The organism is Haloarcula limicola (assembly GCF_010119205.1).
In the GTDB taxonomy this organism is placed as follows: domain Archaea; phylum Halobacteriota; class Halobacteria; order Halobacteriales; family Haloarculaceae; genus Haloarcula; species Haloarcula limicola.
Genome location: NZ_WRXM01000003.1, coordinates 37,692 through 62,559 on the forward strand (window position 1 = coordinate 37,692; position 24,868 = coordinate 62,559).

At 69.1% G+C, this 24,868-nt stretch carries 24 protein-coding genes; 19 read left to right on the forward strand and 5 right to left on the reverse strand.

The window, feature by feature from the left end; genetic code table 11:
• Nucleotides 1–2: 2 nt before the first annotated feature.
• Together GO488_RS15195 and GO488_RS15200 are read left to right on the forward strand one after the other, a co-directional pair.
• Entirely contained in the window at nucleotides 3–1,100 is a 1,098-nt protein-coding gene (locus GO488_RS15195) for a Gfo/Idh/MocA family protein (protein ID WP_162318700.1), read from the forward strand.
• 98 nt (nucleotides 1,101–1,198) lie between these two features.
• The gene (locus tag GO488_RS15200; protein WP_162318701.1) at nucleotides 1,199–1,459 is read left to right on the forward strand and encodes a DUF7968 family protein; all 261 of its coding nucleotides are present in this window, start codon (nucleotides 1,199–1,201) and stop codon (nucleotides 1,457–1,459) included.
• 261 nt (nucleotides 1,460–1,720) lie between these two features.
• On the opposite strand, the gene GO488_RS15205 is transcribed toward GO488_RS15200, so the two are convergent.
• Nucleotides 1,721–2,587 carry a fumarylacetoacetate hydrolase family protein gene (locus GO488_RS15205; protein ID WP_162318702.1) on the reverse strand — a complete coding sequence of 289 codons (867 nt, stop codon included), beginning with the start codon at nucleotides 2,585–2,587 and terminating at the stop codon, nucleotides 1,721–1,723.
• 92 nt (nucleotides 2,588–2,679) lie between these two features.
• On the opposite strand from GO488_RS15205, the gene xacF reads away from it, so the two are divergent.
• Complete coding sequence (gene xacF, locus GO488_RS15210) at nucleotides 2,680–4,122, forward strand: 2,5-dioxovalerate dehydrogenase (protein WP_162318703.1); 1,443 nt, start codon at nucleotides 2,680–2,682, stop codon at nucleotides 4,120–4,122.
• 293 nt (nucleotides 4,123–4,415) lie between these two features.
• Here the strand turns inward: xacF and GO488_RS15215 are convergent, their stop codons facing one another.
• The 3 genes from GO488_RS15215 to GO488_RS15225 form a co-directional block, all read right to left on the reverse strand.
• A complete protein-coding gene (locus GO488_RS15215) occupies nucleotides 4,416–5,903 on the reverse strand; it encodes an MATE family efflux transporter (RefSeq protein WP_162318704.1) in 1,488 nt (495 codons plus the stop codon).
• Complete coding sequence (locus tag GO488_RS15220; RefSeq protein ID WP_162318705.1) at nucleotides 5,900–6,484, reverse strand: TetR/AcrR family transcriptional regulator; 585 nt, start codon at nucleotides 6,482–6,484, stop codon at nucleotides 5,900–5,902. Before GO488_RS15220 ends, GO488_RS15215 begins: the two co-directional genes overlap by 4 nt.
• Before the next feature lie 152 nt (nucleotides 6,485–6,636).
• Entirely contained in the window at nucleotides 6,637–7,452 is an 816-nt protein-coding gene (locus GO488_RS15225) for a DUF7839 domain-containing protein (protein ID WP_162318706.1), read from the reverse strand.
• Nucleotides 7,453–7,598: 146 nt separating this feature from the next.
• Here GO488_RS15225 and cbiT point away from each other — a divergent pair, with 146 nt between their 5' ends.
• From cbiT to GO488_RS15290, 13 genes are all read left to right on the forward strand, one after another.
• Entirely contained in the window at nucleotides 7,599–8,165 is a 567-nt protein-coding gene (gene cbiT / locus GO488_RS15230; protein WP_162318707.1) for a precorrin-6Y C5,15-methyltransferase (decarboxylating) subunit CbiT, read from the forward strand.
• On the forward strand, nucleotides 8,162–8,998 hold the full coding sequence (locus GO488_RS15235) for a cobalt-factor II C(20)-methyltransferase (RefSeq protein WP_162318708.1): 837 nt from the start codon (nucleotides 8,162–8,164) through the stop codon (nucleotides 8,996–8,998). The genes cbiT and GO488_RS15235 overlap by 4 nt, the downstream gene beginning before the upstream one ends.
• Nucleotides 8,995–9,879, forward strand: a complete 885-nt coding sequence (locus GO488_RS15240) for a cobalt-precorrin-4/precorrin-4 C(11)-methyltransferase (RefSeq protein WP_162318709.1) — start codon at nucleotides 8,995–8,997, stop codon at nucleotides 9,877–9,879. The genes GO488_RS15235 and GO488_RS15240 overlap by 4 nt, the downstream gene beginning before the upstream one ends.
• Nucleotides 9,880–10,278: 399 nt before the next feature.
• Entirely contained in the window at nucleotides 10,279–11,250 is a 972-nt protein-coding gene (cbiG, locus tag GO488_RS15245; protein ID WP_162318710.1) for a cobalt-precorrin 5A hydrolase, read from the forward strand.
• Entirely contained in the window at nucleotides 11,247–12,179 is a 933-nt protein-coding gene (locus GO488_RS15250) for a precorrin-3B C(17)-methyltransferase (protein ID WP_162318711.1), read from the forward strand. The genes cbiG and GO488_RS15250 overlap by 4 nt, the downstream gene beginning before the upstream one ends.
• A 3-nt stretch (nucleotides 12,180–12,182) precedes the next feature.
• Nucleotides 12,183–13,157 carry a precorrin-3B C(17)-methyltransferase gene (gene cobJ, locus GO488_RS15255; RefSeq protein ID WP_162318712.1) on the forward strand — a complete coding sequence of 325 codons (975 nt, stop codon included), beginning with the start codon at nucleotides 12,183–12,185 and terminating at the stop codon, nucleotides 13,155–13,157.
• 2 nt (nucleotides 13,158–13,159) lie between these two features.
• Nucleotides 13,160–13,474, forward strand: coding sequence for a ferredoxin (locus GO488_RS15260; RefSeq protein WP_162318713.1), 315 nt, complete (start codon nucleotides 13,160–13,162; stop codon nucleotides 13,472–13,474).
• The gene (locus GO488_RS15265; protein ID WP_162318714.1) at nucleotides 13,471–14,130 is read left to right on the forward strand and encodes a cobalamin biosynthesis protein; all 660 of its coding nucleotides are present in this window, start codon (nucleotides 13,471–13,473) and stop codon (nucleotides 14,128–14,130) included. The genes GO488_RS15260 and GO488_RS15265 overlap by 4 nt, the downstream gene beginning before the upstream one ends.
• Nucleotides 14,127–15,347 carry a CbiX/SirB N-terminal domain-containing protein gene (locus GO488_RS15270; protein ID WP_162318715.1) on the forward strand — a complete coding sequence of 407 codons (1,221 nt, stop codon included), beginning with the start codon at nucleotides 14,127–14,129 and terminating at the stop codon, nucleotides 15,345–15,347. Before GO488_RS15265 ends, GO488_RS15270 begins: the two co-directional genes overlap by 4 nt.
• A gap of 27 nt (nucleotides 15,348–15,374) precedes the next feature.
• A complete protein-coding gene (locus GO488_RS15275) occupies nucleotides 15,375–15,746 on the forward strand; it encodes a DUF3209 family protein (RefSeq protein ID WP_162318716.1) in 372 nt (123 codons plus the stop codon).
• A gap of 105 nt (nucleotides 15,747–15,851) precedes the next feature.
• Nucleotides 15,852–16,040, forward strand: coding sequence for a CbtB domain-containing protein (locus tag GO488_RS15280; protein ID WP_162318717.1), 189 nt, complete (start codon nucleotides 15,852–15,854; stop codon nucleotides 16,038–16,040).
• Between the two features lies 1 nt (nucleotide 16,041).
• Nucleotides 16,042–16,845 (forward strand): CbtA family protein, encoded by an 804-nt coding sequence (locus GO488_RS15285; RefSeq protein ID WP_162318718.1) that lies wholly within the window; start codon nucleotides 16,042–16,044, stop codon nucleotides 16,843–16,845.
• The gene (locus GO488_RS15290) at nucleotides 16,845–17,195 is read left to right on the forward strand and encodes a (2Fe-2S) ferredoxin domain-containing protein (RefSeq protein ID WP_162318719.1); all 351 of its coding nucleotides are present in this window, start codon (nucleotides 16,845–16,847) and stop codon (nucleotides 17,193–17,195) included. Before GO488_RS15285 ends, GO488_RS15290 begins: the two co-directional genes overlap by 1 nt.
• Nucleotides 17,196–17,270: 75 nt before the next feature.
• On the opposite strand, the gene GO488_RS15295 is transcribed toward GO488_RS15290, so the two are convergent.
• The gene (locus GO488_RS15295; protein ID WP_162318720.1) at nucleotides 17,271–19,361 is read right to left on the reverse strand and encodes a VWA domain-containing protein; all 2,091 of its coding nucleotides are present in this window, start codon (nucleotides 19,359–19,361) and stop codon (nucleotides 17,271–17,273) included.
• Nucleotides 19,362–19,396: 35 nt separating this feature from the next.
• Here GO488_RS15295 and cobN point away from each other — a divergent pair, with 35 nt between their 5' ends.
• Genes cobN through GO488_RS15310 form a run of 3 tightly spaced genes read left to right on the forward strand, consistent with a single transcriptional unit; the run spans nucleotide 19,397 to nucleotide 24,850 of the window.
• A complete protein-coding gene (cobN, locus tag GO488_RS15300) occupies nucleotides 19,397–23,341 on the forward strand; it encodes a cobaltochelatase subunit CobN (RefSeq protein ID WP_162318721.1) in 3,945 nt (1,314 codons plus the stop codon).
• Nucleotides 23,331–24,086, forward strand: coding sequence for a precorrin-8X methylmutase (locus GO488_RS15305; protein WP_162318722.1), 756 nt, complete (start codon nucleotides 23,331–23,333; stop codon nucleotides 24,084–24,086). Before cobN ends, GO488_RS15305 begins: the two co-directional genes overlap by 11 nt.
• Nucleotides 24,083–24,850, forward strand: a complete 768-nt coding sequence (locus tag GO488_RS15310) for a cobalt-precorrin-7 (C(5))-methyltransferase (RefSeq protein WP_162318723.1) — start codon at nucleotides 24,083–24,085, stop codon at nucleotides 24,848–24,850. The genes GO488_RS15305 and GO488_RS15310 overlap by 4 nt, the downstream gene beginning before the upstream one ends.
• Nucleotides 24,851–24,868 lie beyond the last annotated feature (18 nt).

The following is a 24,868-nucleotide window of genomic DNA, read 5'->3' on the forward strand; positions in this document are numbered from 1 at the left end:
ACATGACCTACAGCGCCGGTATCATCGGAACGGGCGGTATCGCCGGAATGGGCATCCTCGGAATGCACGACGAGGACGAGATCGGACAGAAGAAGGTTCGAGCGAGTCACGCGGGCGGTTACGACGCGGCCGACGGCGTCGAACTGGTCGCGGTGGCCGACGTGGACGAGGAGAAACTCGACCGCTTCGGCGAGGCGTGGGACATCCCCGAATCGGGTCGGTACGTCGGTCACGCGGCCATGCTCGACGCCGAGGACCTCGACGTGGTCTCGGTGTGTACGCCGTCGTATCTCCACGCGGACCACGTCGTCGACGCCGCCCGGTCGGCAGCCGACCCGGCGCTGGTCTGGTGTGAGAAACCTATCGCCTCCTCGGTCAGCGACGCGGAGACGATGGTCGAGACCTGTGCGGAGACGGAGACCGAACTGCTCGTCAACCACTCGTTTCGCTTCACGAGCAAACTCCGTCGGCTCCGAGAGCTCGTTCGCGAGGACGAAATCATCGGCGAGGTGCAGTCGGTGGCTACGCAGTTCCGCATGGAGTTACTTCGCAACTCGACGCACCTGCTCGATACGCTCGTCTACCTCTTGGACGACAGAGCGGCGCAGGTCTCGGGGTACATCACCGGCGAGAACGAGGCGGTCGACTCCCTGCAAGCGGCCGAGCGCGTCGACGACGCGGGCGGCGGCGGGTTCGTCGTGATGGACGACGGCGCCTTCGTGACCATCGACTGCACGATCCCCCGCGCTGAGTCCTCGATGACGCTGAACTTCATCGGGAGCGAGGGGAAACTCTACCTGAACAACGACGACGGCGAGTGGCGCTACTGGCGGCTCGAAGACGGCGACCACGTCGAGGAACCGCTGCCCGGCATCGAGGGCGCGTGGACCTGGGACGAGGACTACCGCGACGCCTTCGCCAACGCCGCGTCGGATATCGTCTCGGTGCTAGACGGCGAGATGGCGAACCCATCGACGGGCGAGGAGGCCACGCGCTCACTCGAGATCATCGCCGGCTTCTACATCTCCCACTACACCGGCGGTCAGGTGTCGATTCCGCTGGACCGGCCGCTGCGCGACGTGACTATCACGTCCTGGTGAACCGCCGCCGTCGACGCGACGGTTCGTTCCACATGACGAAACGGCCGATCGCGCTCTCGGGACGCGCTTTTTATCTACTCGGCGACCCACGTACCGATATGTCCGACGCCGAACGCGTCCGGCTCCGCTATGCGCCCGACGACGACGCCATCGCTTCCGCGCTCCGGGGCGAGACGTTCGAACTGTACCTCCGTCGCTCCAAAACGGGACCCGTCGAGTCCGGCGACGAGTGGGAGGAAGTCGTCAACGACGGCTGCGGACGGACCAAGCCCGTCACGCTCCGCGTCGAATCGGTAGTGGGCGGCTCGACGGTCGGCGAACGGACGCGGTTCGAATTTCACGCCGCAACGGCCGAGTGAGTGGCCGTACCCGGTCGGAAGTTCCTGCTCGCGTTCGCTCGCGGTGAGCCGAGCGAGCGGCGACCCGTTCAGCCACAGTAACTCGTTCAAACCCCAGCATCTCGACTCTCGCGGGCGTAAAACGGCAGCGAACGTCGAGTGGGACGGCGAGACGGCCGTTAGCGACGGCCCGTAACGGTACCGGTCCCCGAGCGATGAGTTGCACAATACTGAACGCCCGTCTCGACAACTCGGACGGTACCGTCGCGAAAGTGTACCAATTCAGACGGTCGTCACCGGGTTCGAGAGGCGGCCGACGCGCTCGATGTCGATGTCGACCCGGTCGCCCGCTTCGAGCGTGAACCCCTCCTCGGGGACGAGCGACGTGCCGGTCAGCAACACCGTCGTCTCCGGAACGGTGTTGTGTCTCGTGAGGTAGGAGACGAGCTCCTCGCAGGTCCGGACCATCTCGCCGGTCGAGGTCCCCTCCTCGTACAGCCGCTCACCGTCTCGGTCGATGGTCATCGTCATCTCTAAGTCGTGGGGGTCGCCGACCGCGTCGGGCGTGGCGACGCAGGGGCCGAGCGAACACGCCCTGTCGTACACCTTCGCCTGCGGGAGATAGAGCGGGTTCTCGCCCTCGATGGAGCGACTGCTCACGTCGTTGCCGACGGTGTAGCCGACGATGTCGCCGTCGTGGAGAACGATGCCCAGTTCCGGCTCGGGGACGTCCCACTTCGAATCGCCGCGGACGCCGACGGCTTCGTCGGGGCCGACGACGCGAGAGGGCGTCGCCTTGAAGAAGATCTCCGGGCGGTCGGCCTCGTAGACGTCCAGGTACATCTCGGGCATCCCGCTCTCGGCCTCGCGGGCCTGTTCGCTGATCTCGTAGGTGACGCCGGCGGCCCACACTTCGTCCACGTCGAGCGGCATCGCCGCGTCGGTCTCGTCGGGGACCGGAACCGACGCCGCCTCCGCGACGAGTCGGTGGGCCACTTCGTCCACCGTCTCGCTCGCCACGTCCGCGACGTGCGCCAGGTCGTCGAAGGCGGTTACGCTCGGGCGGGCGGCGGTCAGATCGTACGCGTCGTCGCCCTCCCGAGCGACGAGCCGCCGCTTCCCGTCCTCGACTGTGCAGTAGTATCGCATACCGTGGTACTGCACGCCGGAGGCTCTTGTCGGTTCCGGTGATTCGGCCGTCACCAAAACTTTCTCGTAGGGGGACCCCATCCCATCAAACGATGAGCGAGACATACCACAACTACGTAGACGGCGAGTGGGTAGAATCGGAGACCGGGGAGACCTTCGAGAACAGGAACCCGGCCGACCGGAGCGACGTCATCGGCGAGTTCCAGCAGTCCAGCGAGGCGGACGCCGAAGCGGCCGTCGAGGCCGCGGCCGCGGCGACCGACGAGTGGGCGAACACGCCCGGCCCGGAGCGCGGAGCCATTCTGCGCGAGGCCTCGAAGAACCTCGAAGCGCGCAAGGACGAACTGACCGAGACGCTCGTCCGCGAGGAGGGGAAGGCCCGCCCCGAGGCGGCCGGCGAGGTCCAGCGCGCCATCGATATCTTCTCGTACTACGGCGCGAAGGCCAGCGACATCGGCGGAGACGTCAAGTCCTCCAGCAGTCAGGACACGACGCTGTACACGAAGAACGAGCCCATCGGCGTCGCCGGCCTCATCACGCCGTGGAACTACCCCATCGCCATCCCGGCGTGGAAGATCGCCCCCGCGCTGGCGACTGGGACGACTATCGCCTTCAAGCCCGCCTCGCTCGCGCCGAACGTCGCCCGGAAACTCGTCGAGTGTCTCGACGAGGCCGGCCTCCCCGACGGCGCGCTCAACTTCGTGACCGGTCCCGGCAGCTCCGTCGGGGCGACGCTCTCCACCCACGAGGAGGTCGACGCCGTCTCCTTCACCGGGAGCTCGGCCGTCGGCGAGACCGTCGGCGACCAGGCCAACGAGACGGGCAAGCGCGTCCAACTGGAGATGGGCGGGAAGAACCCCGTCGTCGTCATGGACAGCGCGGACGTGGACGAGGCCGTCGACATCGCGGCCTCGGGCGCGTTCGGCGTCACGGGCCAGGCCTGTACCGCCTGCTCGCGGGCCATCGTCCACGAGGACCTCTACGACGAGTTCGTCGAGGGCGTCGTCGAGGCCGCCGAGTCCATCGACATCGGCCCCGGACTCGACGGGGCCGACATGGGGCCGCACGTCAGCGAGAGCGAACTCGACGGGACGCTCGAATACATCGACATCGGCAGCAACGAAGGCGCGACGCTGGAGACCGGCGGCGAGGAAGTCGACGCCGGCGACGGCTTCTTCGTCTCCCCGGCGGTGTTCTCCGACGTGGAACCGGACATGCGAATCGCCCAGGAGGAGATCTTCGGGCCGGTGCTGTCGGTCATCCCGGTCAGTAGCTACGACGAGGCGCTGGAGGTCTCGAACGGCGTCCGCTACGGCCTCTCGGCCAGCATCGTCACGCAGGACCTCTCGGAGGCGCACAACTTCGTCGAGGACTCCGAGTCCGGCGTCGTCAAAGTGAACGAGAAGACGACCGGTCTCGAACTGCACGTGCCCTTCGGCGGCATGAAGGACTCCTCCAGCGAGACCTACCGCGAGCAGGGCGACGCGGGACTGGACTTCTACACCCTCTCGAAGACGGTCTACCTCAACTACTGAGCCGTCGCCGTAGCTCGCCGTTTCTCCGGCGTTTTTCCGCTTCTCCGTTCTTCCGTTCGCCCGGTAGTTCGGTCAGCACGACTAACGCTAAGACCGCTCTATATAATATCGGATATCGGGGGATTGTCTATATAATCGGACAAATAAAATCACAATCCGAGATACGAATCTATTTCGAGTGTTCCACTCCTATCTGGCGAAGAACGACACTTCGAGGGCCCTTCTCGACACCGAACGACGGTATCAGCCGGCTACTTGGAACCGCCCTATCGCTCCGATCGCGCTTCTCGCCCTCAGTCGCCGGAAGCCGCGGTCTCGCCGTCTTCCGCGTCGAAGCCGCTGGGGCCCGGCGCGTCACGTACGTCCCCGCCGCGCCACGTCTCGCGGCTGAACCACGCCCACGCGACGAGCGCGCCGACGACGTTCGAGACGAAGAACGCGAACCAGATGCCGCGCGGGTCGGGCCGGGAGAGGAACCAGAGGTCCGTCGGTACCACGCCGCGGGAGGCGACCCACGCGATCGGGAGCCGTATGACGGCGAGCGTGAGCACGGAAATAGCCGCCGCGTACAGCGTCTTGCCCGCACCGCGGAAGCCGCCGGAGAACGCGCGCATGATGCCGATGAAGCCGAAGGAGAGCGCGACGTAGCGGAGGAAGGTCGTCCCGTGGGCCAGGACGGCGGCGTCGTTAGTGAACGCGGCGACGATGGGTTCGGGGACGAGGAAGACGAGGACGCCGGCCGCGCCGAGGACGGCGAACAGGAACTTCGCGGCGACGTAGTTCGCCGTCGCCGCACGGTCGTACTTCCCGGCGCCGATGTTCTGACCGGTCATCGTCTCCACCCCGCGGGCGACGGCGATGGCGGGCAGGAAGACGACAGAGAAGACGCGGGTGCCGATACCGAACGCGGCGACGACGGAGGTGGAGAACAGCCCCACGACGAGCAACAGGGCGTTGATCGAGAGCGCGCGGCCGGTCCCCTCGACGCTCGCCGGGATACCGATCTCCAGGATCCGCCGCAGGTACTGCGTGTCGGGCGCCATATCTCGGAGATGGATCTGAATCCCGCGACTCCCCGAGAGCATGATGGCGACGCCGACGACCATCGCCAGACTGCGCGAGAAGACGGTGGCGATGGCCGCCCCCTGGATGCCCATCTCGGGGAAGGCGACGGTGCCGACCACCGGAGCGTTCTCGAGGAGCGTCCAGCCGTTGATGAGGAACGGGTCGAGGACGACGTTGACCACGACGGTCCCGAACATGACGAACATGGGGGTCAGCGTGTCGCCCGCGCCGCGCATCAGCGAGATGAACACGAAGAAGCCGAACATGAACGGAAGCCCCAGCGCGACGACCTCCATGTAGGCCGTCGCACCCGGAAGCACGTCCGGCGACGCACCGAGGAACGAGAGGAACGGTCTGACGACGAGGTAGCCGAGCCCACCCAACAGCGCCGAGGCGAGAAAGGCGAACGTCACCGTCTGCGAGGCGGCGTACTCCGCCTCCTCGGTCTCGTCCGCACCGGTGTGCTGGGCGACGAGGACGCTGCCGGCCACCGACAGGCCCATCCCCAGCGAGATGAGCAGGAACACCATCGGGAAGGCGAAGGAGACGGCCGCGAGCGCCTCGGTCGAGTACTGGCCGAGCCAGAACGTGTCCGCGAGGTTGTACGCCGTCTGCATCAGGTTCGTCACGACGATGGGCAGCGACAGGAACAGGAGCGGCTTGACGATGCCGCCCTCGGTCAGGTCTAACTCGTCCTGCCCCTTGAAGAGGCTCACGCCGCCACCTCCGGCGACCACCCGAGTCGCTCCCGCAGGTCGGCTTCGATGAGCCGGCGGGTCTCCTCGGGGTCTTCGCCCAGCGCGACCTGCCGCGCGTGCGTGGCGTTGATGGCGGTGACGACGAGCCGCGCGACCGTCTCCGGGTCGGCATCGCGGAAGTGATCGCTCTCGATACCGTCGCGGACGGCGTCGGCGACGACGCCGCGCATCAGTTCGTCCATCTCGACGAGACGGTCGCGGTACGCCTCGTGGAAGGGGGCCTGTGCCTTGAGTTCCATGAGCGCGACGGCGAACTCGCCGTCGTCGTCCTGCGGCGGTGAGAAGACGACGTTCAGGAACGTCTCGAGGCGCTCGCGCGGGTCGCTCGCGCGAGCGGCCAACTTCCCCTCGAACCCGTCCAACGTCTCGCCCAGAAACGCCCGCAACAGCCCTTCCTTCGTATCGAAGTGATAGTGAATCGCGGCCGTCGAGAGCGAGGATTCGTCCGCTATCCGCTGAATCGTCAGCTCGGCGTAGCCGTGCGTACAGAGGGCGCGGCGGGTCGCCCGCATGATCTCGTTTCGCGTGTCCGTTTCCATCTCTTGCCCGAACTTACTGACCGGTCAGTCAAAAGGCTTACTGACTGGTCAGTCAACTCCGCGGTCGCTGGGCGATAGCGCCGACTCGCACCGGGACGATCGGACGCCGCGTGAGCGTACGCGAGCGGCCGATTCGGCTCGGTGAGCCGTCCCTACGTCTCGGCGGCGTCGATGACTTCGTAGTTGATGTTGTGCTGGTTCAGGCTGTCCGCGTGGGCGGCTACCTGGTCGGCCGCAGCCAGCAGGAGGACGTCGACTCCCTTGGTAGCGGCTTCTCGCACTGCCGCGGCGCTTCCGAATCGGATGTCCGCTTCGACCCCCGCCGTTTGTGCGGCAACGACGGCTTCGACGCCCGCTGTCGCGACCGCCGCGTACTCCCCGGCTAACTCCTCGATTCGCCGGGAATCGACCACCGAACTCCCCCCGTTTTGCACCATCGGTATCGAGACGACCGTCACCGCGCCGCGCTCGTATTCGACGACGCCCGTGACGTCCGTGACTCCGAGGTCCGTCCCGGCGGACGCGTCCGTCACCGCAACTGCAGTTGCACTTCCCGAGTCCCCCGGAACCGCCCGGAGTACCCCGTCCCGCATCGTCAGGGAGACCAGGTCCCCTTCGGCGATGTCCGTCGCGGCGACGACGGTCTCTATCTCCACCTGTCCGATGACGTCCTCGGAGACGTGTTCGACGAAGCGTCGGAGCTCGTCGGTCTGTGAGATCAGCCAGTTGACGCCCTCTTTGGTGACTTCGTATCGCCCCCGACCGTGTTTGGTGACGTATCCCTGCGCGCTGAGGTCCTGGAGATAGTCGCTCACCGCCTGTGAGGTGACGCCGATGGCGTCCGCGATCTCCTGCTGACTCACGGCGGGCTGTCGCTCGGCGATCTCCACCAGGATCTGGTATCGCGTGGCGTTGCGCTTGCTCCGGAGTACTCCGAACTCCTCGGACTCGTCCGTTCCCTCGGTCATACCCTCGTATTCACACCGAAACTCAAGTAACTTTTTCTTAGCACGCTTCAGGTTGGCTACAGAGCCCGCTCTCCGGCTGAAGGGAAGATGAATTTGGTGTAATACAACCAAAATTGTTTTACGGCCCAAGTGAGTTGTTCAAGTCGATGGCAGACGTCTCGCTCCCACACGACGCGAAGGCCGGCCCGACGAAGTCGGAAGTCAGGGCGGTCCTCCTCGGCAAACTCGCCCTCGGACCGACCGACCACTTCGTCGAGGTCGGTTCCTGTACGGGTGCCGTCACCGTCGAGGCGGCGCGCCGGGTCAGCCGAGTCACCGCGCTCGAACGCAAGGCCGAACGACTGCAGGTCACCGAGAGAAACCTGGAAGCGAACGACACCGACGCGGACGTGACCCTCCGCGAGGCGGAAGCGCCGGACGGGCTACCCGACGACGCCGACGCCCTGTTTCTCGGCGGCAGTCGGAACTACGAGGGCGTTCTGGACCACGCGGTCGAGACCGGCGTGAACCGGGTCGTGATGAACGTCTCCCGCCTCGAAGTCGCCGGCGAGGCGACGACGGCGTTCCGCGAACGGGACCTGCTCGACGAGGTCGTCCAGTTCCAGGTGAGCCACGGGTACGAACTCGCCGGGGCCACGAGCTTCGACTCGCAGAACCCGGTGTACATGCTGGTCGGGTCCACCGCGCGCGCGACGGACGGGGGGAGTCGATGACGCTGTACGGCGTCGGTCTCGGCCCGGGTCAGTCGGACCTGATGACGGTTCGCGGACGGCGAGTCCTGGAAGACGCGGACGTGGTCTACTCCCCCGGACGGCTCTCGCGGTCGGTCGCCACCGAGCACGTCCCCGAAGCCCGCATCGGCGACCTCGATTTTCCGATGACGCGCGACGCCGAGAAGCTCCGGTCAGCGTGGAAAGCGGCGGCGGCGGAGATAGCGCCGACCGCCCGCGACGGCACCGCTGCGTTCGTCACGCTCGGCGACCCGAACGTCTACTCGACGTTCGGCCACCTCCGGCGGACGATGGCGGCGTTCCATCCCGACGTCGAACTCGAAGTCGTCCCCGGCGTCAGCGCCGTGACGGCCTTCGCGACCGCGCTGGGCGTCGAGATCACCGCCGGGTCGAGTCTCGCGCTGCGGGAGGCCGACGGCGGTATCTCGCCGACCGGTCCCGACCGGATGGTGCTATTCAAGGTGACCGACGCGCCGGCGACCCACGAGGGGCTGGTCGAGGCCGGCTACGACGTCGTCTACGGCCGCCGCCTGTTCATGGAGCAGGGCGAGACGCTCGTCACCGACGACCCGACCGGGATCGACGAGCGGGATTACTACACGCTGGCGTACGCGGAGCGGCCCGAAGCCCGCGTCGAACAGGCCACCGACGCCTTCCTCGAATCGGCCGACGAGAACGGCGTCGTCTCCGACGGGGGCGAGACGACGGGACCGAGGCGGGCCTCGACGGGACGGCGTCCCGACGGGGGCGAATCGGATATCGCCCGACAGGAGCGCTCCGAGAGCGCGCTTTGCGGCGACGAGGTGCGGCGATGAGCGGCGACGCCGAGACGGACCCGCAGACGGCCATCGACGCCGTGACGAACGACCAGGACGAACGGGTGTACGAACACAGCGCCGGCGACGAACGGGAGGGCATCCCCTTCGTCGGCGCTGGACCGGGCGACCCGCGCCTGCTGACCGTCGCCGGTCGGGAACTGCTCGCCGACGCCGACCTCGTCGTCCACGCCGGGTCGCTGGTCAACAGCGAACTGCTGGCGGAGTACTGCGTGGACGCCGAGACGGTCTCCTCCATCGGCAAGGACCTCGAAGAACTGATCCCGCTGATGCGGGACGCTTACGAGCGCGGCGAGACGGTCGTCCGCCTGCACAGCGGCGACCCGGCCATCTACGGCGCGGCGCTCGAACAGATGGACGCGCTGGAACACGAGGGCGTCCCCACCTACATCGTCCCCGGCGTCACCTCGGCGTTCGCCGCCAGCGCCACTCTCAGAACCCAACTGACGCTGAACGAGGTCGCCAACCACGTCGCCTTCACCCGTCCGCAGGGGAAGACGCTGGACGAAGACGAGGACCACATCTCGGAGTTCGTCGGGATGGGCGACGTGACGACGTGCATCTATCTCGGGACTCACGCCGTGAGCGAGACGATGGACCGCCTGCTGGACGATGGTCACGACCCCGAGACGCCCGTGGCCGCGGTGTATCACGCCTCGTGGCCCGACGAGGACGTCGTCGAGGGGACGATCGAGACCATCGGTGAGAAACTGGAAGCGGCCGGCTATCGCGCCTCGGCGATGGTCGTCATCGGCGACGCGGTCGGCGGCGAGGAGTACGAGCGCTCGTTCCTCTACGGCGAGTGGGCGAACCGCTCCTCGGACGAGTCCGCTGATTCGACGGGGGAGGCCGACGACTAGGATGGTCCGCAAGCGTTCTCGACGTTTCGGATGCGACTGCGAACCGCCAGAAAGCCCCCGGGCGCTGGCGTCGCGTGCCTCGCTGCGCGCGCTCGCGTCGCTCGCGTGCTTTCGTCGTCGTGCATCCGCCAGCGCCCGGCCCCTTTCGGTCCACCCTGCAGCACCGCGTTCCACCGCGAACCACACGCCTCCCCAACCGATTGCGCTGCTCGCTCGTTGGACTCGCTGTGCTGCGCATCCCTCGCACAGCGTTAGCGCGCCATCCGAGCGCGCCAGCGCGCGCCGACAGCAACCGGGGACGACGGTGGACTCGGGGCAACAGCCGAATCAACGCGACGGACCCGCGCGGCTGACCGGCCGGCAGTCACGCGCGGACGAGTCTCCGGCCGGGAGATCACCATGAGCACGGACAACGACACAGACTCCGGTTCGAACAGTTGCAAAGCGCCCGACTCGGACGGCGAGGTGGCCGATGACATCGCCATCGTCGCCTTCGAGCGGAAGATGGACACCGCAGAGGAGATCGTCGACGGCATCGGCGACCGCTACGAGTCGGTCGAGATCCTGGCGTACCACGGCGACGTCTTCGAGGAGCACTGGGGCGAGTACGACTGTTTCGTGGGGTTGATGGCCAGCGGCATCGCCATGCGCAAGACCGCCCATCTGCTCGACGACAAGTGGGACGACCCCGCCATCTGCGTCGTCGACGAGGAGCTGACGTGGGCGATCCCCATCACCGGCGGCCACCACGGCGCGAATCAGGTCGCCGACGACCTGGCGAGGATGGGCGCGGTGCCGGCGATGACCACCGCCAGCGAGGCGGCCGGCAAGCGGGGCGTCGAGAAGCAGGCGAAGGCGCTCGACGCCCACGTCGTCAACGGGGACTCGACGGTCGCCACGAACCTCGCGGTGCTCGACGACGAACTCGGCCCCGTGGAGCGACTCGACGGGCCGAGAGCGGTGCTCGTCGACGACGACGTGAGCGTGCTCAAGCGCAACGGGGACGACGGCGTCGTCCTCGGCTGCGGCAGCGTCGCAGGCACGGACGTCGAGCAGTTCCACGCCGCGTGGGACAGCGCGCTCGACGCGGCCGACTGCGACCGCGAGGACGTCGAGTTCGTCGCGACGGGCACCAGAAAAGCCGACGAGGCGGGGATGCTCGAAGCCGCCGAGGAGTGGGGACTCGGCGTCGTCGCCTTCGAGAAGGAGACGCTGACGGAGTTCGAAGGCCCCTCGCCCTCGCGCTCGAAGGAGCTCATCGGCTGGCCGGGCGTCGCGGAGTCGTCGGCCATCGCCGGCGGCCGGGAGCACGAGCTACTGGCCGAGAAGGCGCGCTACGACGAGGCCGTGACGGTGGCGGTCGGCCGATGAGTCGAGCGAACGACGACGGCGAAACGGCCTCGACCGCGGACGCGACGGGCGAGCGAGCCGACTACGGGACGCTGTACGTCGTCGGCATCGGCCCTGGACTCCCCCACGACATGACCCAGCGGGCGGGCGAGGTCATCCGACGCGCCGACACCGTCATCGCGTCGAACCTATATCAGGAGTTCCTGCGGAAAGACGGGACGCTCCCGCCGGAATCGGCCGCCGTCGAGGGCGCGGACGACGACGGCGAGATCGCCGGCGAGGTGGGGACCGTTCTGGAGCGACCCGACGGCGCGCGACAGACGCTCGTCCGCTCCTCGATGGGCAAGCAGGTCGAACTCGCCCGCGAGGCGTTCGAGCGAGTCCGCGCCGGGGAAGACGTGGCGCACGTCTCCGGCGGCGACCCGAACGTCTACGGGAAGTCGGACCTGCTGTTCACGATGGCCGACGCCGAGGACGCCGCCGACGTCCCCATCGAGATCGTCCCCGGCGTCACCGCCGCGCTCTCGGGCGCGGCGAACCTCGGCGCGCCGCTGTCGAACGACTTCTGTACGATCTCGCTGTCCGATAAGTGGCGCGGCTGGGAGGAAATCGAGGAGAAGCTCCGAGCGGCGGCCGTCAGCGGCTTCGTCGTCGTGCTGTACAACTGCTGGCGCGACTACGAACGGGCGGTCGCGGTGTTGCGCGAGGAGCGGACCGACGACGCGCCCGCCGCCATCGTCAACGACGCCGGCCGCGGCGCGGCCGGCCGGAATCTCGACGACGAGACGGAGACAATCACGACGCTCGGCGAGCTGCCCGAGCACAGCGAGGAGGTCGGCGGCATGGGCTCGTCCATCGTCGTCGGCACCCACGAGACCGATGTCTGGAAGAACGACTACCGCGAGTTTCTCGTCACCCCGCGCGGCGGGCGTGACGTGGAGGATTTCTGAATCATGAGCACGGACGACACTACTGACGCGAGCACAGGGAGCGAATCGAACTGCGGCGGCGCGACCGACGACGCGAGTACCGAATCCGAGTCGAAGTGCGGGGCCTCGGCTTCGTCCCCCTCTTCGAGCACCGGGTCCTGTGGTGCGACCGACGACCGGTCCGACGAGGAGGAAGTCGGGGCCACCGTCGACGACTTCGACGCGGACCCCGGTCGACTCGTCGCCGTCGGACTCGGCCCGGGCCAGCCCGAGGGGATGACCGCGAAGGCCCGCTCGGCGCTTTCCGACGCCGAGCACATCGTCGGCTACACCACCTACGTCGAACTGCTCCCCGACGAGATCGTCGAGGGGGCCGAGGACATATACGACACGCCGATGTGCGGCGAGGTCTCCCGCACCGAGGAGGCCATCGATCGGGCGCTCGCGGGCAACAGCGTCGCCATCATCGGCAGCGGCGACCCGAACGTCTACGCGCTGGCCGGGCTCGCCCTCGAGATCGTCGAGTCGAAGGGCGCGACCGCGTCGATGCTCGACTTCGACGTGGTTCCGGGCGTCCCGGCAGCCCAGTCGTGCGCGGCCCGCGTCGGCGCGCCGCTGGTCAACGACACCGTCTCGATCTCGCTGTCGGACCACCTCACGGACATGCCGACCATCGAGTCGCGGCTCCACGCCGCGGCCAAGGAGGGATTCACCATCAGCGTCTACAACCCCTGGAGCCGCAAGCGACGGGACAACTACGCGAAGTGCTGCGAGATCCTGCTGGAACACCGCGACCCCGAGACGCCGGTCGGCGTCGTCCACGCCGCCGGCCGCGAGGACGAGCGCGTCGAGATCGTCGAACTCGGCGACCTGCCCGAGCTGGGCGAGACCGACCTCGTGGACATGACGACGACGCTGCTGGTCGGCAACGAGGACACGTACGTCTGGGACGACCGCATGGTGACCCCGCGCGGGTACGAGACGAAATACGATTACTGACGATGTATCGAGTCACCATCGACCGCGAGGCCTGTGACGGCGTCTTCGCCTGTCTCGTCCGCGACGACCGGTTCGTGGAGGGCAGCGCGGAGCGAAGCCCCGCGGACCACTCGAGCGGGCAGCGCCCGCGAGAAGCCAGCGAGGGGCTGGCTGCCCTCGAAGTGGACGACGAACTGACCCTCGCGGCGACGTTCGACGACGACCGGCGAGCGGACGCCGAGGGGGCGGCCGCGGCCTGTCCGCTCGACGCCATCAGCGTCGAGGACGCGACGGACGACCACACCGCCACCGTCGGCGTCGAGGAGGGCGAGCCGTGAGCGCCGAGACCGACGCGCCGAACGACATGCTCGCGGCCCACCCCGAGACGGCGTACTTCTGGGGGCGCGTCGCCGGCGACGGCGACTGCGAGGACGGCTGTGTCACCGTGCGGACGACCGACGAGGCGGCGGCCGACCGGCTCGCGGCGATCGCGGGAGCCGAGCGGACCGACCGCCGGACGGTCGAGCGGAACTACGCCCACGACACGTCGATAACGCGTCGCGAAGACGAATACACCGTCCAAATCCTCGGTCCGCTCGCCGAACGCGCCAGCGGGGCGCTCGGCCTTCCGTTCGACGGCGAGTCCGGGGGGTATCGACTCGACCCGCTGACCGAGTACGACCGGGAGCTGCTCCGGGGCCTCGTCGAGGCCTGCGGGACGGTGTGTTTCAAATCGGACGACGACGCCGTCGGCCTCTCGTTCGTCCACGAGGACGGGTCTCTCCTCTCGACGGTACAGTCGCTGCTCGACGGGATTCCCGTGACCGCGCCGTACGGCGAGCCGTCCGAGGCGTCGTCGGGCCACTGGTTCGGCGTCGACGACGCGGCGGTCCCGGCCGTGGGCGATTGGCTGTACGAGGGGAGCGAAGAGACGGGGCTGTTCGCGCCCAGTCGGCGGCGCAAGCTCCGGAAGAGCATCGAGCGGGTCCGATGAGCGAAGCCACCGCCGCTCCCGCGCTCGACGACGAGGCGATCCTACTGGCCGGCCACGGGTCGCGCCGCGAGCGGTCCAACGAACAGGTTCGCGAGTTGGCCGCGGAACTCGAAGGCAGACTCGGCGTCCCGGTCGACGCGGCGTTCCTCGAACTCGCCGAACCGGCCATCGACGACGCTATCGCCGGACTCGCCGCGACCGTCTCGCGGGTGACGGTCGTCCACCTCTCGCTGTTCGCCGCCAGCCACGTCAAGAACGACGTCCCGCTGGCAGTCGCGCAGGCCCGTGAGTCCAACCCCGACCTGACGATCCACAACGGCGCGCATCTGGGTATCCACCCGGCGCTCCTGGACCTGCTCGACGACCGGGCGGCCGCCGTCGAAGCGGAACTGGGCGTCGACCGCGGGACGGACGAGATCTCCGTCGTCGTCTGTGCGCGGGGGTCGTCGGATCCGGACGCCAACGCCGACGTCCACAAGCTCGCCCGCCTGCTGTACGAGGGCCGCGAGTTCGACCGCTGCGAGGCGTCGTTCATCGGCGTCACCGAGCCGCGGCTCTCGGAGACGCTTCACGACGTCGCCAAGACGCGCCCCGACGCCGTCGTCGTCCTGCCGTACATGCTCGGCGACGGCGTGTTGACCGGGCGAATCAAGGAGGGCGCGCGAGAGTTCGACGGGGAGTACCCCTACGTCGACGCCGCGCCGGGCGACCCGCTCGGCACCGACTCGCGACTGCTGGACGTGCTCGGCGACCGCTGGCAGGAGGCCCGGACGGGCAGCGTCGAGATGTCCTGTGACACCTGTAAGTACAAGGTGGAACTCGACGGCTACGAGGATGATCAGGGCGGCGCGCGGGCGATGCTCCGGGCGCTGACCCACCAGGCCGAACACGCGGACCGCGAGGACGTGGCCGACGACCCGCACGTCCACGACGCCCCCGAGAAGCACGTCGCCGTCTGTACGAACCAGACCTGCGCCGCCGACGGCGCGCCCGCGGTCCTCGAACGACTGCGGCAGGCCGCCCGCGACAGCGACCGGTGCGACGCCCGAATCACGCGGTCGTCCTGTCTGGGCCGCTGCGGCGAGGGACCGATGGCCGCCGTCTACCCCGACGGCGTCTGGTACGGCGACCTCGACGAGGCGGACGCCGAGACCGTCGTCTCGTCGCACCTCGACCGCGACCGCATCGTGAGCGAACTGGTCGACCAGACGCTGTGAGCCGTTCCAACCACCCTGACACGACACATGAGCTGTTACGAGATCGAGGCCCTCAGACTGGGCCTCATGAACGTCCTCGGTACCGAAGACGAACACGCGCGCCGGCACGCGGAACGAGAGCTGGAAGGCCACGAGAGCGGCCCTATCGAGGCGCTGGCGAACGCGGAGACGCTCGCGGCCGTCGAGCGCCACCTCGACGCCGCGCTCGTGGACCTAGAGGAGGAGATCGCGCGGACGGACGCGGACGCCGACGAGTACGACTACATGCGCGGGCGACTCGTCGCCGTTCGGGACGCCGAGCGGGCGGTGAGCCGGATCACGACGCAGGGCGAGGACGTCCTCTCGGGCCTCGGCGAGGCCCACGACGTGCTCCACGAGGCGTTTCCCGTCGATGAGTAGCGGGGTCCCGACTGCGTCGCTGGGCGAGGCCCCGTCAGTCCGGTCACCGGCGACGGCCCTCGAAAGTTTTACAACCAATCTTGTTCTTTTGCAAGTGTAGTTACAATGGCTGCCGCACCCACCACCGTTCACGGTCGTATCGAGAGCGCGCGCACGGAACTCACGCCGACACAGCTGGCCGCCGGCCTGCTGTTCGTCGCCGCGCTGGGCGTCACGTTCCTGTTCGCGCAGGACCCGCTCGTCCACGATTCGATGCACAACTTCCGCCACGCGGCGGGCATCGCCTGTCACTGAGATGCTCGCCGAGTACCTGACGCGGGGGGTGAAAGCGGGCGTCGTCGCCGGACTGGTCTTCGGGCTGTTCGTGGCGGTCGCCGCGAACCCGCTCGTCGCCCACGCCGACGCGGTGAACCACGCCGCGGGCGAACCGGACCACGGCGTCGACGCCGAGCATCACCCCGACGCGCACGGCCACGGGGCAGACGGTAGCGAGGGAGGCGGTCACCACGAGACGGCCGTCTCGGCGGCGGTCGCCGGAGTCGTGAGCGTCCTCGCCGGCGTGGCGTGGGCCGTCGCGCTCGGCGGCGTCTTCTTCGGTCTCGCCTTCTACTTCCTCGAACCCGCGATCCCCGGTACCGGCGCGACCAAGAGCTATCTGCTCGGGGCCGCCGGGTTCGTCACCGTCTCCGGCGCGCCGTGGCTGGTGTTACCCCCGGCGTCGCCGGGCGCAGAGCAGTCGCTGGCGGTCGCGACTCGCCTCCCGCTCTACGCCGGCATGATGGTCGCCGGTGCGGTCGCCTGCCTGCTCGCGGGCTACGCGTACAACCGACTCGCCGAGTCGAACGGACGCATACTCGCGACGCTCGGCGCGTCGCTCTCCCTGTGCCTGCTCGCGGTACCGGCCGCACTCGCACCGGCGAACGCGGTACAGGGGGCGCTCTCGCCGGCGCTACGGAACGGACTGGTCGGGCTGTTCGCCTTCGGACAGGTCGTGCTGTGGCTGATCCTCTCGGTCGCACACGCGCAGCTGCGGTCGGGCGAGCCGTCGGGGTCGGACCGCTCGACGACGGACTCTCGGCCGGTCGTCACGGCGGACTGATGCGCGACCGCACGAAAGCGGTCCGCGAACGGGGGTTCACCGACCACGTGCTGGTCTGTACGAACGGCCGGGACTCCGAGTACGCGGCCTGCGCCGACGCTCACGGTCCGGCGGTCTACGACGCGGTACGCGAGTGGCTCCGCGACCGCGACGTCTTCTGGTCTCACGTCCACGTCGCGGAGACGAGCTGCCTCGGGCTCTGCAGCGCCGACGGCACCGCCGTCGCCGTCCACCCGCGCAACCGCTGGTACTCCGATGTCCGTCCCGGCGAAGTTCCCGAGCTGCTCCGCGCCGAGTTCGGCGAGGACGCGTCCCGACTCGGCGTCGAGACCGCGAACAATCGGGAGTGACAGCGCGATAGCGCTCGATTGATCGCCTCTATCCCCGCTTTCGGACTTCCAACTGTCCGACACCGCGTCGACGAGTCACCGCTCGGCGACCGCGTCGATCCGCTCGGCGGTCAGCGCCGAGAGCGGGACGACGGCGGCGTCGGTGGCCGAGGCGACGGCGTCGGTCAGCCCCGCCCGCGTCTCCGCCCCGGCGTCGACGACGACCGTCCGGTCGGCGACCGCTCCGAGTCGGTCGGCCGCGTCCCGAGTCGCCGCCGTCGGACTCCCCTCGGCGGTGTTGGACTTGCCGTCCGTGACGACGACGGCGACGGCCGCCTCGGGGTCCGCTCGGGTCAGCACCTCGGCGGCGGTCGAGAGGCCGGCCGGGAGCGGCGTCCGGTCGCCGGTGGGCAGGTCCTTCAGGTGGCGAGCGGCCAGCGAGACGCTGTCGGTCGGCGGGAGGACCACGTCGGCGTCCTCGCCGGCGAAGGTGACGACGGCCACCTCGTCGCGGGCCTGATAGGCGTCTCTCAGCAGTTCGAGGACGCAGCCCTTCGCGGCCCGCATCGCCGGCCGCATCGACGCGCTGGCGTCGACGGCGAAGACGACCAGCGTGCCGGCGTCGCCCTTTCGAACCGACCGGCGGAGGTCGCGGGAACTGACTCGTCCGCTCCCGCGCCGTGCCGCCGCGCGGACCGAGGCGGCGGCGTCGACGGTGTCGCTCTCTCCGGCGCGTTCGGTTCGGACGGTCGCACCCCGGTCGGTCCCCGCGGCGGTCGCCCGCCCGCTCGCGGCGCTCCCGTCGGCGTCGACCGTCGGCGACTCGATATCGGGTCGGGCGCTGTCACCGACTGCGGCGCGGGACTGACCGGGGAGTAACGGCGCCGCGTCTTCCCGGTCTGTGTCGTCGTCCTCGCCCGGGCGCTCGCTCTCACCGTTACTCGCCTCGGCCAGCCGTGGCTCACCGGCGTCGGCGGTATCGTCGTCCTCGTCCGCGGAACCCGTCGAATCCGACTCTCCAGTGCCCGTCAGCTCGCCGTCGGAGGCCCCGTCGTCGCCCGAACCGCTCTCGTTCTCGCCCTCTTCGGCTTCGCCGTCGCTCTCCTCGGTTTCATCGCCGCTCCCCCCGGACTCGGCGTCCGACTGCTCGTCGTCCGAGGCCTCGTCCTCGAAGTGGTCGTCGAGGACGTCCTCGACGGCGGGCGCGCTCTCGAAGGGGTCGGACCGCAGCCGGTGCGGGAGCGCGAAGCTCGCCGCCCGCTCCACGTCCGTCTCCAGCACCGCCGTCCGCCCGTCGAGCGCGGCGAACGTCCGAGCGGCGCGGGCGGTGGCGATGTCGGCGCGGTGCCCGTCCACGCCGGCGTCCCGGCAGAGCTCGGCGATCGACTCGCGGAACTCGCGGGCCAGTTCGACGTCGTCGAGTAGCTCGCGGGCGGTGTGCAGCCGGTCGGCCGGTGACTGTGTCCGTTCGTCGTCCTCGCCGTCCGTGTCGTCGACCTGCCCATCGAGCGCTCGATCGATGATGCTCACACGCTCTTCGATCGGCTCGCAGGCCGTCACCTCGGTCTGGAGCGCGAACCGGTCCCTGAGCTGCGGGCGGAGGTCGCCCTCCTCGGGATTCATCGTCCCGACGAGCGTGAACTCGGCGGGGTGCGTGACGGTCACGCCGTCGCGCTCGACCCGATTGTAGCCGCTCGCGGCGGCGTCGAGCAACACGTCGACGAGGTGGTCGTCCAGCAGGTTCACCTCGTCCACGTAGAGGATCCCCCGGTTAGCCCGCGCGAGCAGGCCCGGGTCGAACTCGGCGTCGCCGGCCAGCGCGTCGGCGACCGAGAGCGTGCCGACGACGCGGTCCCGCGTGGCTCCGAGCGGCAGCGTCACCAGCGGCGTGGACCGTTCCTCGACGGGCGGGTCATCGCGCTCACGACAGTCGGAACACTGGTTATCGGGGTCGTCGGGGGGACACCCGTACGGACAGTCCGCGACCGCTCGCTGCGCGGGCAACAGCCCCGCGAGCGCTCGCACCGCCGTCGACTTCGCCGTGCCCTTCTCGCCGCGAATCAGCAGTCCGTCGAGACCGTCGTCGGCCGCGACGGCCAGCAACCCCTCTTTGAGGTCGCGCTGCCCCACGACCGCCTCGAAGGCCGGTGCCTGCGAAGCTTTTTTGTCCGCACCGAATACAACCATACTTGTGTTAGACACAGCGAGGTTTTAATAACGTTATGTCACAGCTCGGACTCTACACCGCGACGGAGAACGAACTCGGGGCCGTCCAGCGGGCCGCACAACAGGTCGAAACCGACCTCGTCGTCCGCTCGGAGAGCGACCTTGACGACGAGACGAAAGTCGAGGCGTTCGTCGACGAACTGACCGACGCGACGGCCGTCGTCCTCTGGCTTCACGGGGCCGAGGACAGCATGCCCGGCTACGATCGGGCGGTCGAGCGGTTGCGCGACGCGGGCGTTCCGCTCGTGGTCAAGGCCACCGGCGACGCCTTCGCGTACGAGGACACGTCCGTCCCGGACGACCACCGCGAGACGGTGTACGACTACCTGGACCGGGGCGGCGCGAGCAACGTCGCCAACTGCCTGCGCTACCTGCTCGCTCAATACGGCGAGTCGGACCCGGGCTACGACGACCCGGTGGCGCTCCCGACGGAGGGGGTCTACCACCCGGACCACCCGGGCGCGAGCTACGGGGAACTGCGGGCGACGTTCGACCCGGCGAAACCGACCGTCGCCGTGTGGTTCTACGAGTCCCACTGGACCCACGAGAACACCCGCTACGTTGACGCGCAGGTCCAGGCCATTGAGGAGCAGGGAGCGAACGCGCTCCCGATATTCTGCGAACCAGCGACCGACGCGGAGGGGCAGTGGAACGCCGAGCGAGTCACGGAGGAGTGGCTCCTCGATTCGAACGGCGATCCGCTGGTCGACGTCGTCTGCTCGTCGTTCATGTTCTCGCTGTCGATGGACGAGCGGGGCCGCAGCGCCGACGGCGAGGGCGAGAGCGCCGAGGACGTGTTCCTCGACAGACTGGGCGTCCCGGTCCTCCAGACCGTGACGACGATGCGCTCGCGGTCCCGCTACAACAGCAGCGACACCGGCGTGATGGGCTTCGAACTCGCGCTCTCGGTGGCGCTGCCCGAGTTCGACGGCAACGTCGTCACCCACCCGATCTCCGGCAAGGAACGCACCGAGGACGACGCCGACATCGGGAGCGCGCCGAAGCAGCACTTCCCTATCGAGGACCGGATCGACCACGTCGCCAGGCTGGCCGTCAACTGGGCCGAACTGCGCCACGCGCCGAACGACGAGAAGCGCGTCGCCGTCGTCCTCCACAACTACCCGCCGAGTGACGACGGCATCGGGACGGCCTTCGGACTTGACTCCCCGGAGAGCGCCGTCAACCTGCTCGACGAACTGGCCGCGAGAGGGTACGATCTCGGGGACTCGATGCCCGACAGCGGTCAGTCCCTCGTCGAGCGCCTGACCGCTCAACTGACACTCGACGACCGCTGGGTCGCCCCCGAAGACGTGCGAGAGTCGAGCGTCGACACCGTCTCCCCGGCCCAGTACGGCGAGTGGTTCGGAGCGCTGGACGCGGACTTCCGCGCGAACGTCGTCGAGGAGTGGGGCGACCCGCCCGACCGCCCGTTTGCCATCCCCGGCGTCGAGTTCGGCAACGTCTTCGTCACCGTCCAGCCCCCGCGCGGGTTCGGGATGGACCCCTCGAAGGTGTACCACGACTCGGACCTCCAGCCACCTCACGACTACGTCGCGTTCTACCGCTGGCTTCGCAACGAGTACGCCGCCGACGCCGTCGTCCACCTGGGCACGCACGGCAGTCTGGAGTGGCTCCCCGGCAAGACCGTCGGGCTGGACGGCGAGAGCGCGCCGGACCAGCTGATCGACGATATTCCGAACGTCTACCCCTACATCGTCAACAACCCCGGCGAGGGGACGCAGGCCAAGCGCCGGTCGTACGCCGCCGTCGTCGACTACCTGACGCCGGTGATGGCCAACGCCGGGACGTACGACGAACTGGCCGAACTGGAGGAACTGGCCACCCGCTACCGCGAGGCCGGTATGGAGGACGCCCGGACCGACGACGGCGAGCACCTCGCCGAGCGGATCAGGGAGGCGGTGGACGAACTGGACCTGGCCGTGGAACTCGGAATCGCGGGCGACATCTCGGAGAAGGCCGACGTGCGGGGGCCCGACGAAGCCGGAACGACGCTCGCGGAGGGCGACGTCTCGGGCGACGAAGTAGCCATCGACGAGTTGGTCGAACGCGTCCACGAGTACCTCACCGACGTGAAGACGACCCAGATTCGAAAGGGGCTGCACACGATGGGCGAACCGCCCGAGGACGACCGCCTGGTCGACTACCTCGTCGCGCTCACCCGGCTGGAGAATCCCGGTGCGCCCTCGCTGCGCGAGAGCGTCGCCGGCGTCCTCGGGGTCGATTACGACAAGCTCCGGAACGCCCCCGGCGAGTACGACGACGCGCTCGGGATGACCTACGCCGAGGCCGCCGACCGCGTCCACGAGACGAGCCTCGACCTCGTGGCGACGCTCGCCGATCGCGGCTTCGACGTGCCCGAGAGCGAACTCGCCGACGGCGACTCGGAGGTGAACATGAACCTCCTCGTCGTCGACCTCGACCCGCTCGGCGACGCCCGGGCGGAGTCGGGCGCACACGACCGGTTGCGCGAGGCGCTGACCTACATCTGCGAGGAGGCCGCACCGCGGGTAGCCGGCGCGGTTGACGAGATCCCGCGCACCGCCGACGCCCTCGCCGGGGAGTACGTCCCGCCCGGCGGCTCCGGCGCGCCGACGCGCGGCGGCGTCGATCTCCTGCCGACGGCCCGGAACTTCTACACGCTCGACCCGCGGAAAGTGCCCGCGAAGACGGCGTGGGACGTGGGAAGCGAGGTCGCCGAGGGGGTCCTCGACCGGCACAGTAGCGCGGCGCGAAGCGCCGCGGACCAGTCGAGCGGAGCGTCCGGCGAACCGCGAGACGAGAGCGAGGAAGGGGAGTACCCCGAGGAGGTCGGCGTCGTCGTCTGGGGGACGCCGACGGTCCGCACGCGCGGCGAGACCATCGCGCAGGTACTGGCGCTGCTGGGCGTCGAACCGGTCTGGTCCGACGCCGGCCGCGTCGAGGGCGTGGAACCGATACCGCTCGACGAACTCGGCCGGCCGCGAATCGACGTGACGACGCGCGTCTCCGGCCTGTTCCGGGACGCGTTCCCGGCGGCCGCGAGCGTCGTCCACGACGCCGTCGACGCCGTCGTCGAACTGGACGAACCCCACGAGATGAACTACGTCAAGAAACACGTCGAGGAGGAGACCGAGGAACTCCTCGCCGACGGGATGGACGCGAGCGACGCCGAGGCGGCCGCGAGACACCGCGTGTTCACCACCAGACCCGGCGGCTACGGCGCGGGGACGAACAAGGCCGTCGACGAGGGCAACTGGGAGGACCGCTCTGACCTCGCGGACGTGTACGTCCAGTGGGGCGGCTACGCGATGGGGTCGCGGGGCCGCGTCAGCGAGGCTCACGACGCCTTCGAGCGGCGACTGGGCAGCGTCGAAGCGACCGTCAAGATCGAGGACACGGCCGAACAGGACGAGTTCGACAGCTCCGACTGGTACGCTTTCCACGGGGGCTTCATCAGCGCCGTCTCGGAGATAGCCGGCGCGGAGCCGGCCTCCTACGTCGGCGACTCGGCTGACCCCGATAACGTCTCGGTCTACACGAACGAGGAGAAGGTCCGGAAGGCGATGCGCGCTCGCGTCCTCAACCCGAATTGGCTCGATTCGATGGAGGAACACGACTACAAGGGCGCGGGCGACCTCTCGACGACCGTCGACGTGGTGCTCGGCTGGGACGCGACGACCGGCGTCGTCGGCGACGCGCTCTGGAACGACGTCGCCGAGAAGTACGCCCTCAACGAGGACCGGCGGGATTGGCTCCGCGACGTGAACCCGTGGGCCCTAGAGAGCATCACCGATACCCTCCTCGAAGCCGTCGACCGCGGCCTCTGGGACGCCGACGAGGAGATGACCGACCGGCTCAGGGACGTCAACCTCTCCGTGGACGGCGACATCGAGGCCCGCGCCGGCAGCGCACCGGCGGAGGTGACGAGCGATGACGACTGAGGAGGGCGAGACGACCGAGGAGTTCGCGGAGTACGCCGACCTCGGCGCGACGACGGGGGACGCGATGGCGATCGCCGAGACGAGCATGGACCGCGTGCGCGAACTCGTCCCGGACGAGACGCTGGGCGACCGCATCAGACAGAAGGCCGTCCACGCGACGGGCGATCCCGAGTTCCAGCACCTCGTCCGCTTCGCGGGGGCCGACGAGTCGGCGGCGGTCCGCGCCGGTGCCCGCGCGGTGCTGGACGAACGGCCGATCGTCACCGACATCACGATGGTGAAAGCCGGCGTCACGGGCCGCGGCCACGGCTGTCCGGTGCGGAAGGCCATCGGCAACGGGGCTGACCTGGCGGAGCGGACGGGGATGACCCGGACGGCCGCGTCGGTCCTCGAACTCGACCGGCGGGACGTCTACGACGACGCCGTCGCCGTCGTCGGGAACGCTCCGACCGCCGCCCTCGCGCTCGCCGACTGCATCGAGGACGGGACCCGCCCCGCCGTCGTCGTCGCCACGCCTGTCGGCTTCGTCAAGGCGGCGAAGAGCCGACAGCGCGTTCGGGAAGTCGCACGGGAATACGACGTGCCGGCCATCACGACCGTCGGTCGTCGCGGCGGCAGCGGGCTGGCCGCGGGGTTGACGAACGAACTCGTCCACGTCGCGAGCGACGCCAGGGATGGCGATCTCTCCGTCGACCCGACCGGAGATCACGCCGTGCCCAGAGAGGGGGGAACCGATCGGTCATGAGCGAGAATTACGACCTGAACGAGGGGCCGGACCCGGCGGCGGTGGCGGCCGCACGACCCGAGACCGACGCCGCGAGGGCGGAGTCGGCGGTGGACGCCGTCGGCGTCGGACCGGGGAGCCCGGAGTATCTGACGCCCCGAGGCCGACGGGCGATACGCGAGGCCGACGTCGTCGTCGGCTTCGAGACCGTCGTCGAGTTCGTCGCCGACGAGACGGACGCCGAACTGCTGACCTGCGGGTACGACGACGAGCGCGAGACGCTCGAAGCGTTCGCGGGGAGGGTCGCCGAGGGCGCGAGCGGGACGGCCGCGCTGATGGGCGACCCGAACCACTCGGGCTACCAGTTCGTCGGAAAGGTCCAGCGAGCGGTCGACGCCCCGGTGCGGGTCGTCCCCGGCGTCTCCTCGCTCCAGGTGGCCGCGAGCCGCGCCCGGACACCGATGGAGGACGCCGAGTTCGTGACGCTCCACAAGAGCGGCGATCTGACGGCCGACCTCGACCGACTCCGCGAGAACGTCGGCGAGCGACACCTGCTCGTTCTCCCCCGCCCGTACGACCGGATGCCCGAGGATATCGCGCGGACGCTCGTCACCGCGGGCGGCGACGAGACGCTCGACGCGCTCGTACTGGAACGGCTGACCCACCCCGACGAGTCCGTGACCGAGACGACGCTCGGGGAACTGGCGACGACGGGGAGGGGCGCGGACGAATCGGCTTTCTCGGACCTCTCAGTTCTCGCCGTGCGGGCCGAGTCGTCGGGCTGACGGCATCCGCCTCACGGC

Coding starts and splice junctions, on each gene's coding strand:
- GO488_RS15285 (WP_162318718.1), top strand. CDS start 16,042: ATGCTCGCCGAGTACCTGACGCGGGGGGTGAAAGCGGGCGTCGTCGCC.
- GO488_RS15280 (WP_162318717.1), top strand. CDS start 15,852: ATGGCTGCCGCACCCACCACCGTTCACGGTCGTATCGAGAGCGCGCGC.
- GO488_RS15235 (WP_162318708.1), top strand. CDS start 8,162: ATGACGCTGTACGGCGTCGGTCTCGGCCCGGGTCAGTCGGACCTGATG.
- xacF (WP_162318703.1), top strand. CDS start 2,680: ATGAGCGAGACATACCACAACTACGTAGACGGCGAGTGGGTAGAATCG.
- GO488_RS15270 (WP_162318715.1), top strand. CDS start 14,127: ATGAGCGAAGCCACCGCCGCTCCCGCGCTCGACGACGAGGCGATCCTA.
- GO488_RS15250 (WP_162318711.1), top strand. CDS start 11,247: ATGAGTCGAGCGAACGACGACGGCGAAACGGCCTCGACCGCGGACGCG.
- GO488_RS15305 (WP_162318722.1), top strand. CDS start 23,331: ATGACGACTGAGGAGGGCGAGACGACCGAGGAGTTCGCGGAGTACGCC.
- cbiT (WP_162318707.1), top strand. CDS start 7,599: ATGGCAGACGTCTCGCTCCCACACGACGCGAAGGCCGGCCCGACGAAG.
- GO488_RS15220 (WP_162318705.1), bottom strand. CDS start 6,484: ATGGAAACGGACACGCGAAACGAGATCATGCGGGCGACCCGCCGCGCC.
- GO488_RS15295 (WP_162318720.1), bottom strand. CDS start 19,361: ATGGTTGTATTCGGTGCGGACAAAAAAGCTTCGCAGGCACCGGCCTTC.
- GO488_RS15195 (WP_162318700.1), top strand. CDS start 3: ATGACCTACAGCGCCGGTATCATCGGAACGGGCGGTATCGCCGGAATG.
- cobJ (WP_162318712.1), top strand. CDS start 12,183: ATGAGCACGGACGACACTACTGACGCGAGCACAGGGAGCGAATCGAAC.
- GO488_RS15205 (WP_162318702.1), bottom strand. CDS start 2,587: ATGCGATACTACTGCACAGTCGAGGACGGGAAGCGGCGGCTCGTCGCT.
- GO488_RS15240 (WP_162318709.1), top strand. CDS start 8,995: ATGAGCGGCGACGCCGAGACGGACCCGCAGACGGCCATCGACGCCGTG.
- cbiG (WP_162318710.1), top strand. CDS start 10,279: ATGAGCACGGACAACGACACAGACTCCGGTTCGAACAGTTGCAAAGCG.
- GO488_RS15200 (WP_162318701.1), top strand. CDS start 1,199: ATGTCCGACGCCGAACGCGTCCGGCTCCGCTATGCGCCCGACGACGAC.
- GO488_RS15225 (WP_162318706.1), bottom strand. CDS start 7,452: ATGACCGAGGGAACGGACGAGTCCGAGGAGTTCGGAGTACTCCGGAGC.
- GO488_RS15275 (WP_162318716.1), top strand. CDS start 15,375: ATGAGCTGTTACGAGATCGAGGCCCTCAGACTGGGCCTCATGAACGTC.
- GO488_RS15260 (WP_162318713.1), top strand. CDS start 13,160: ATGTATCGAGTCACCATCGACCGCGAGGCCTGTGACGGCGTCTTCGCC.
- GO488_RS15290 (WP_162318719.1), top strand. CDS start 16,845: ATGCGCGACCGCACGAAAGCGGTCCGCGAACGGGGGTTCACCGACCAC.
- cobN (WP_162318721.1), top strand. CDS start 19,397: ATGTCACAGCTCGGACTCTACACCGCGACGGAGAACGAACTCGGGGCC.
- GO488_RS15310 (WP_162318723.1), top strand. CDS start 24,083: ATGAGCGAGAATTACGACCTGAACGAGGGGCCGGACCCGGCGGCGGTG.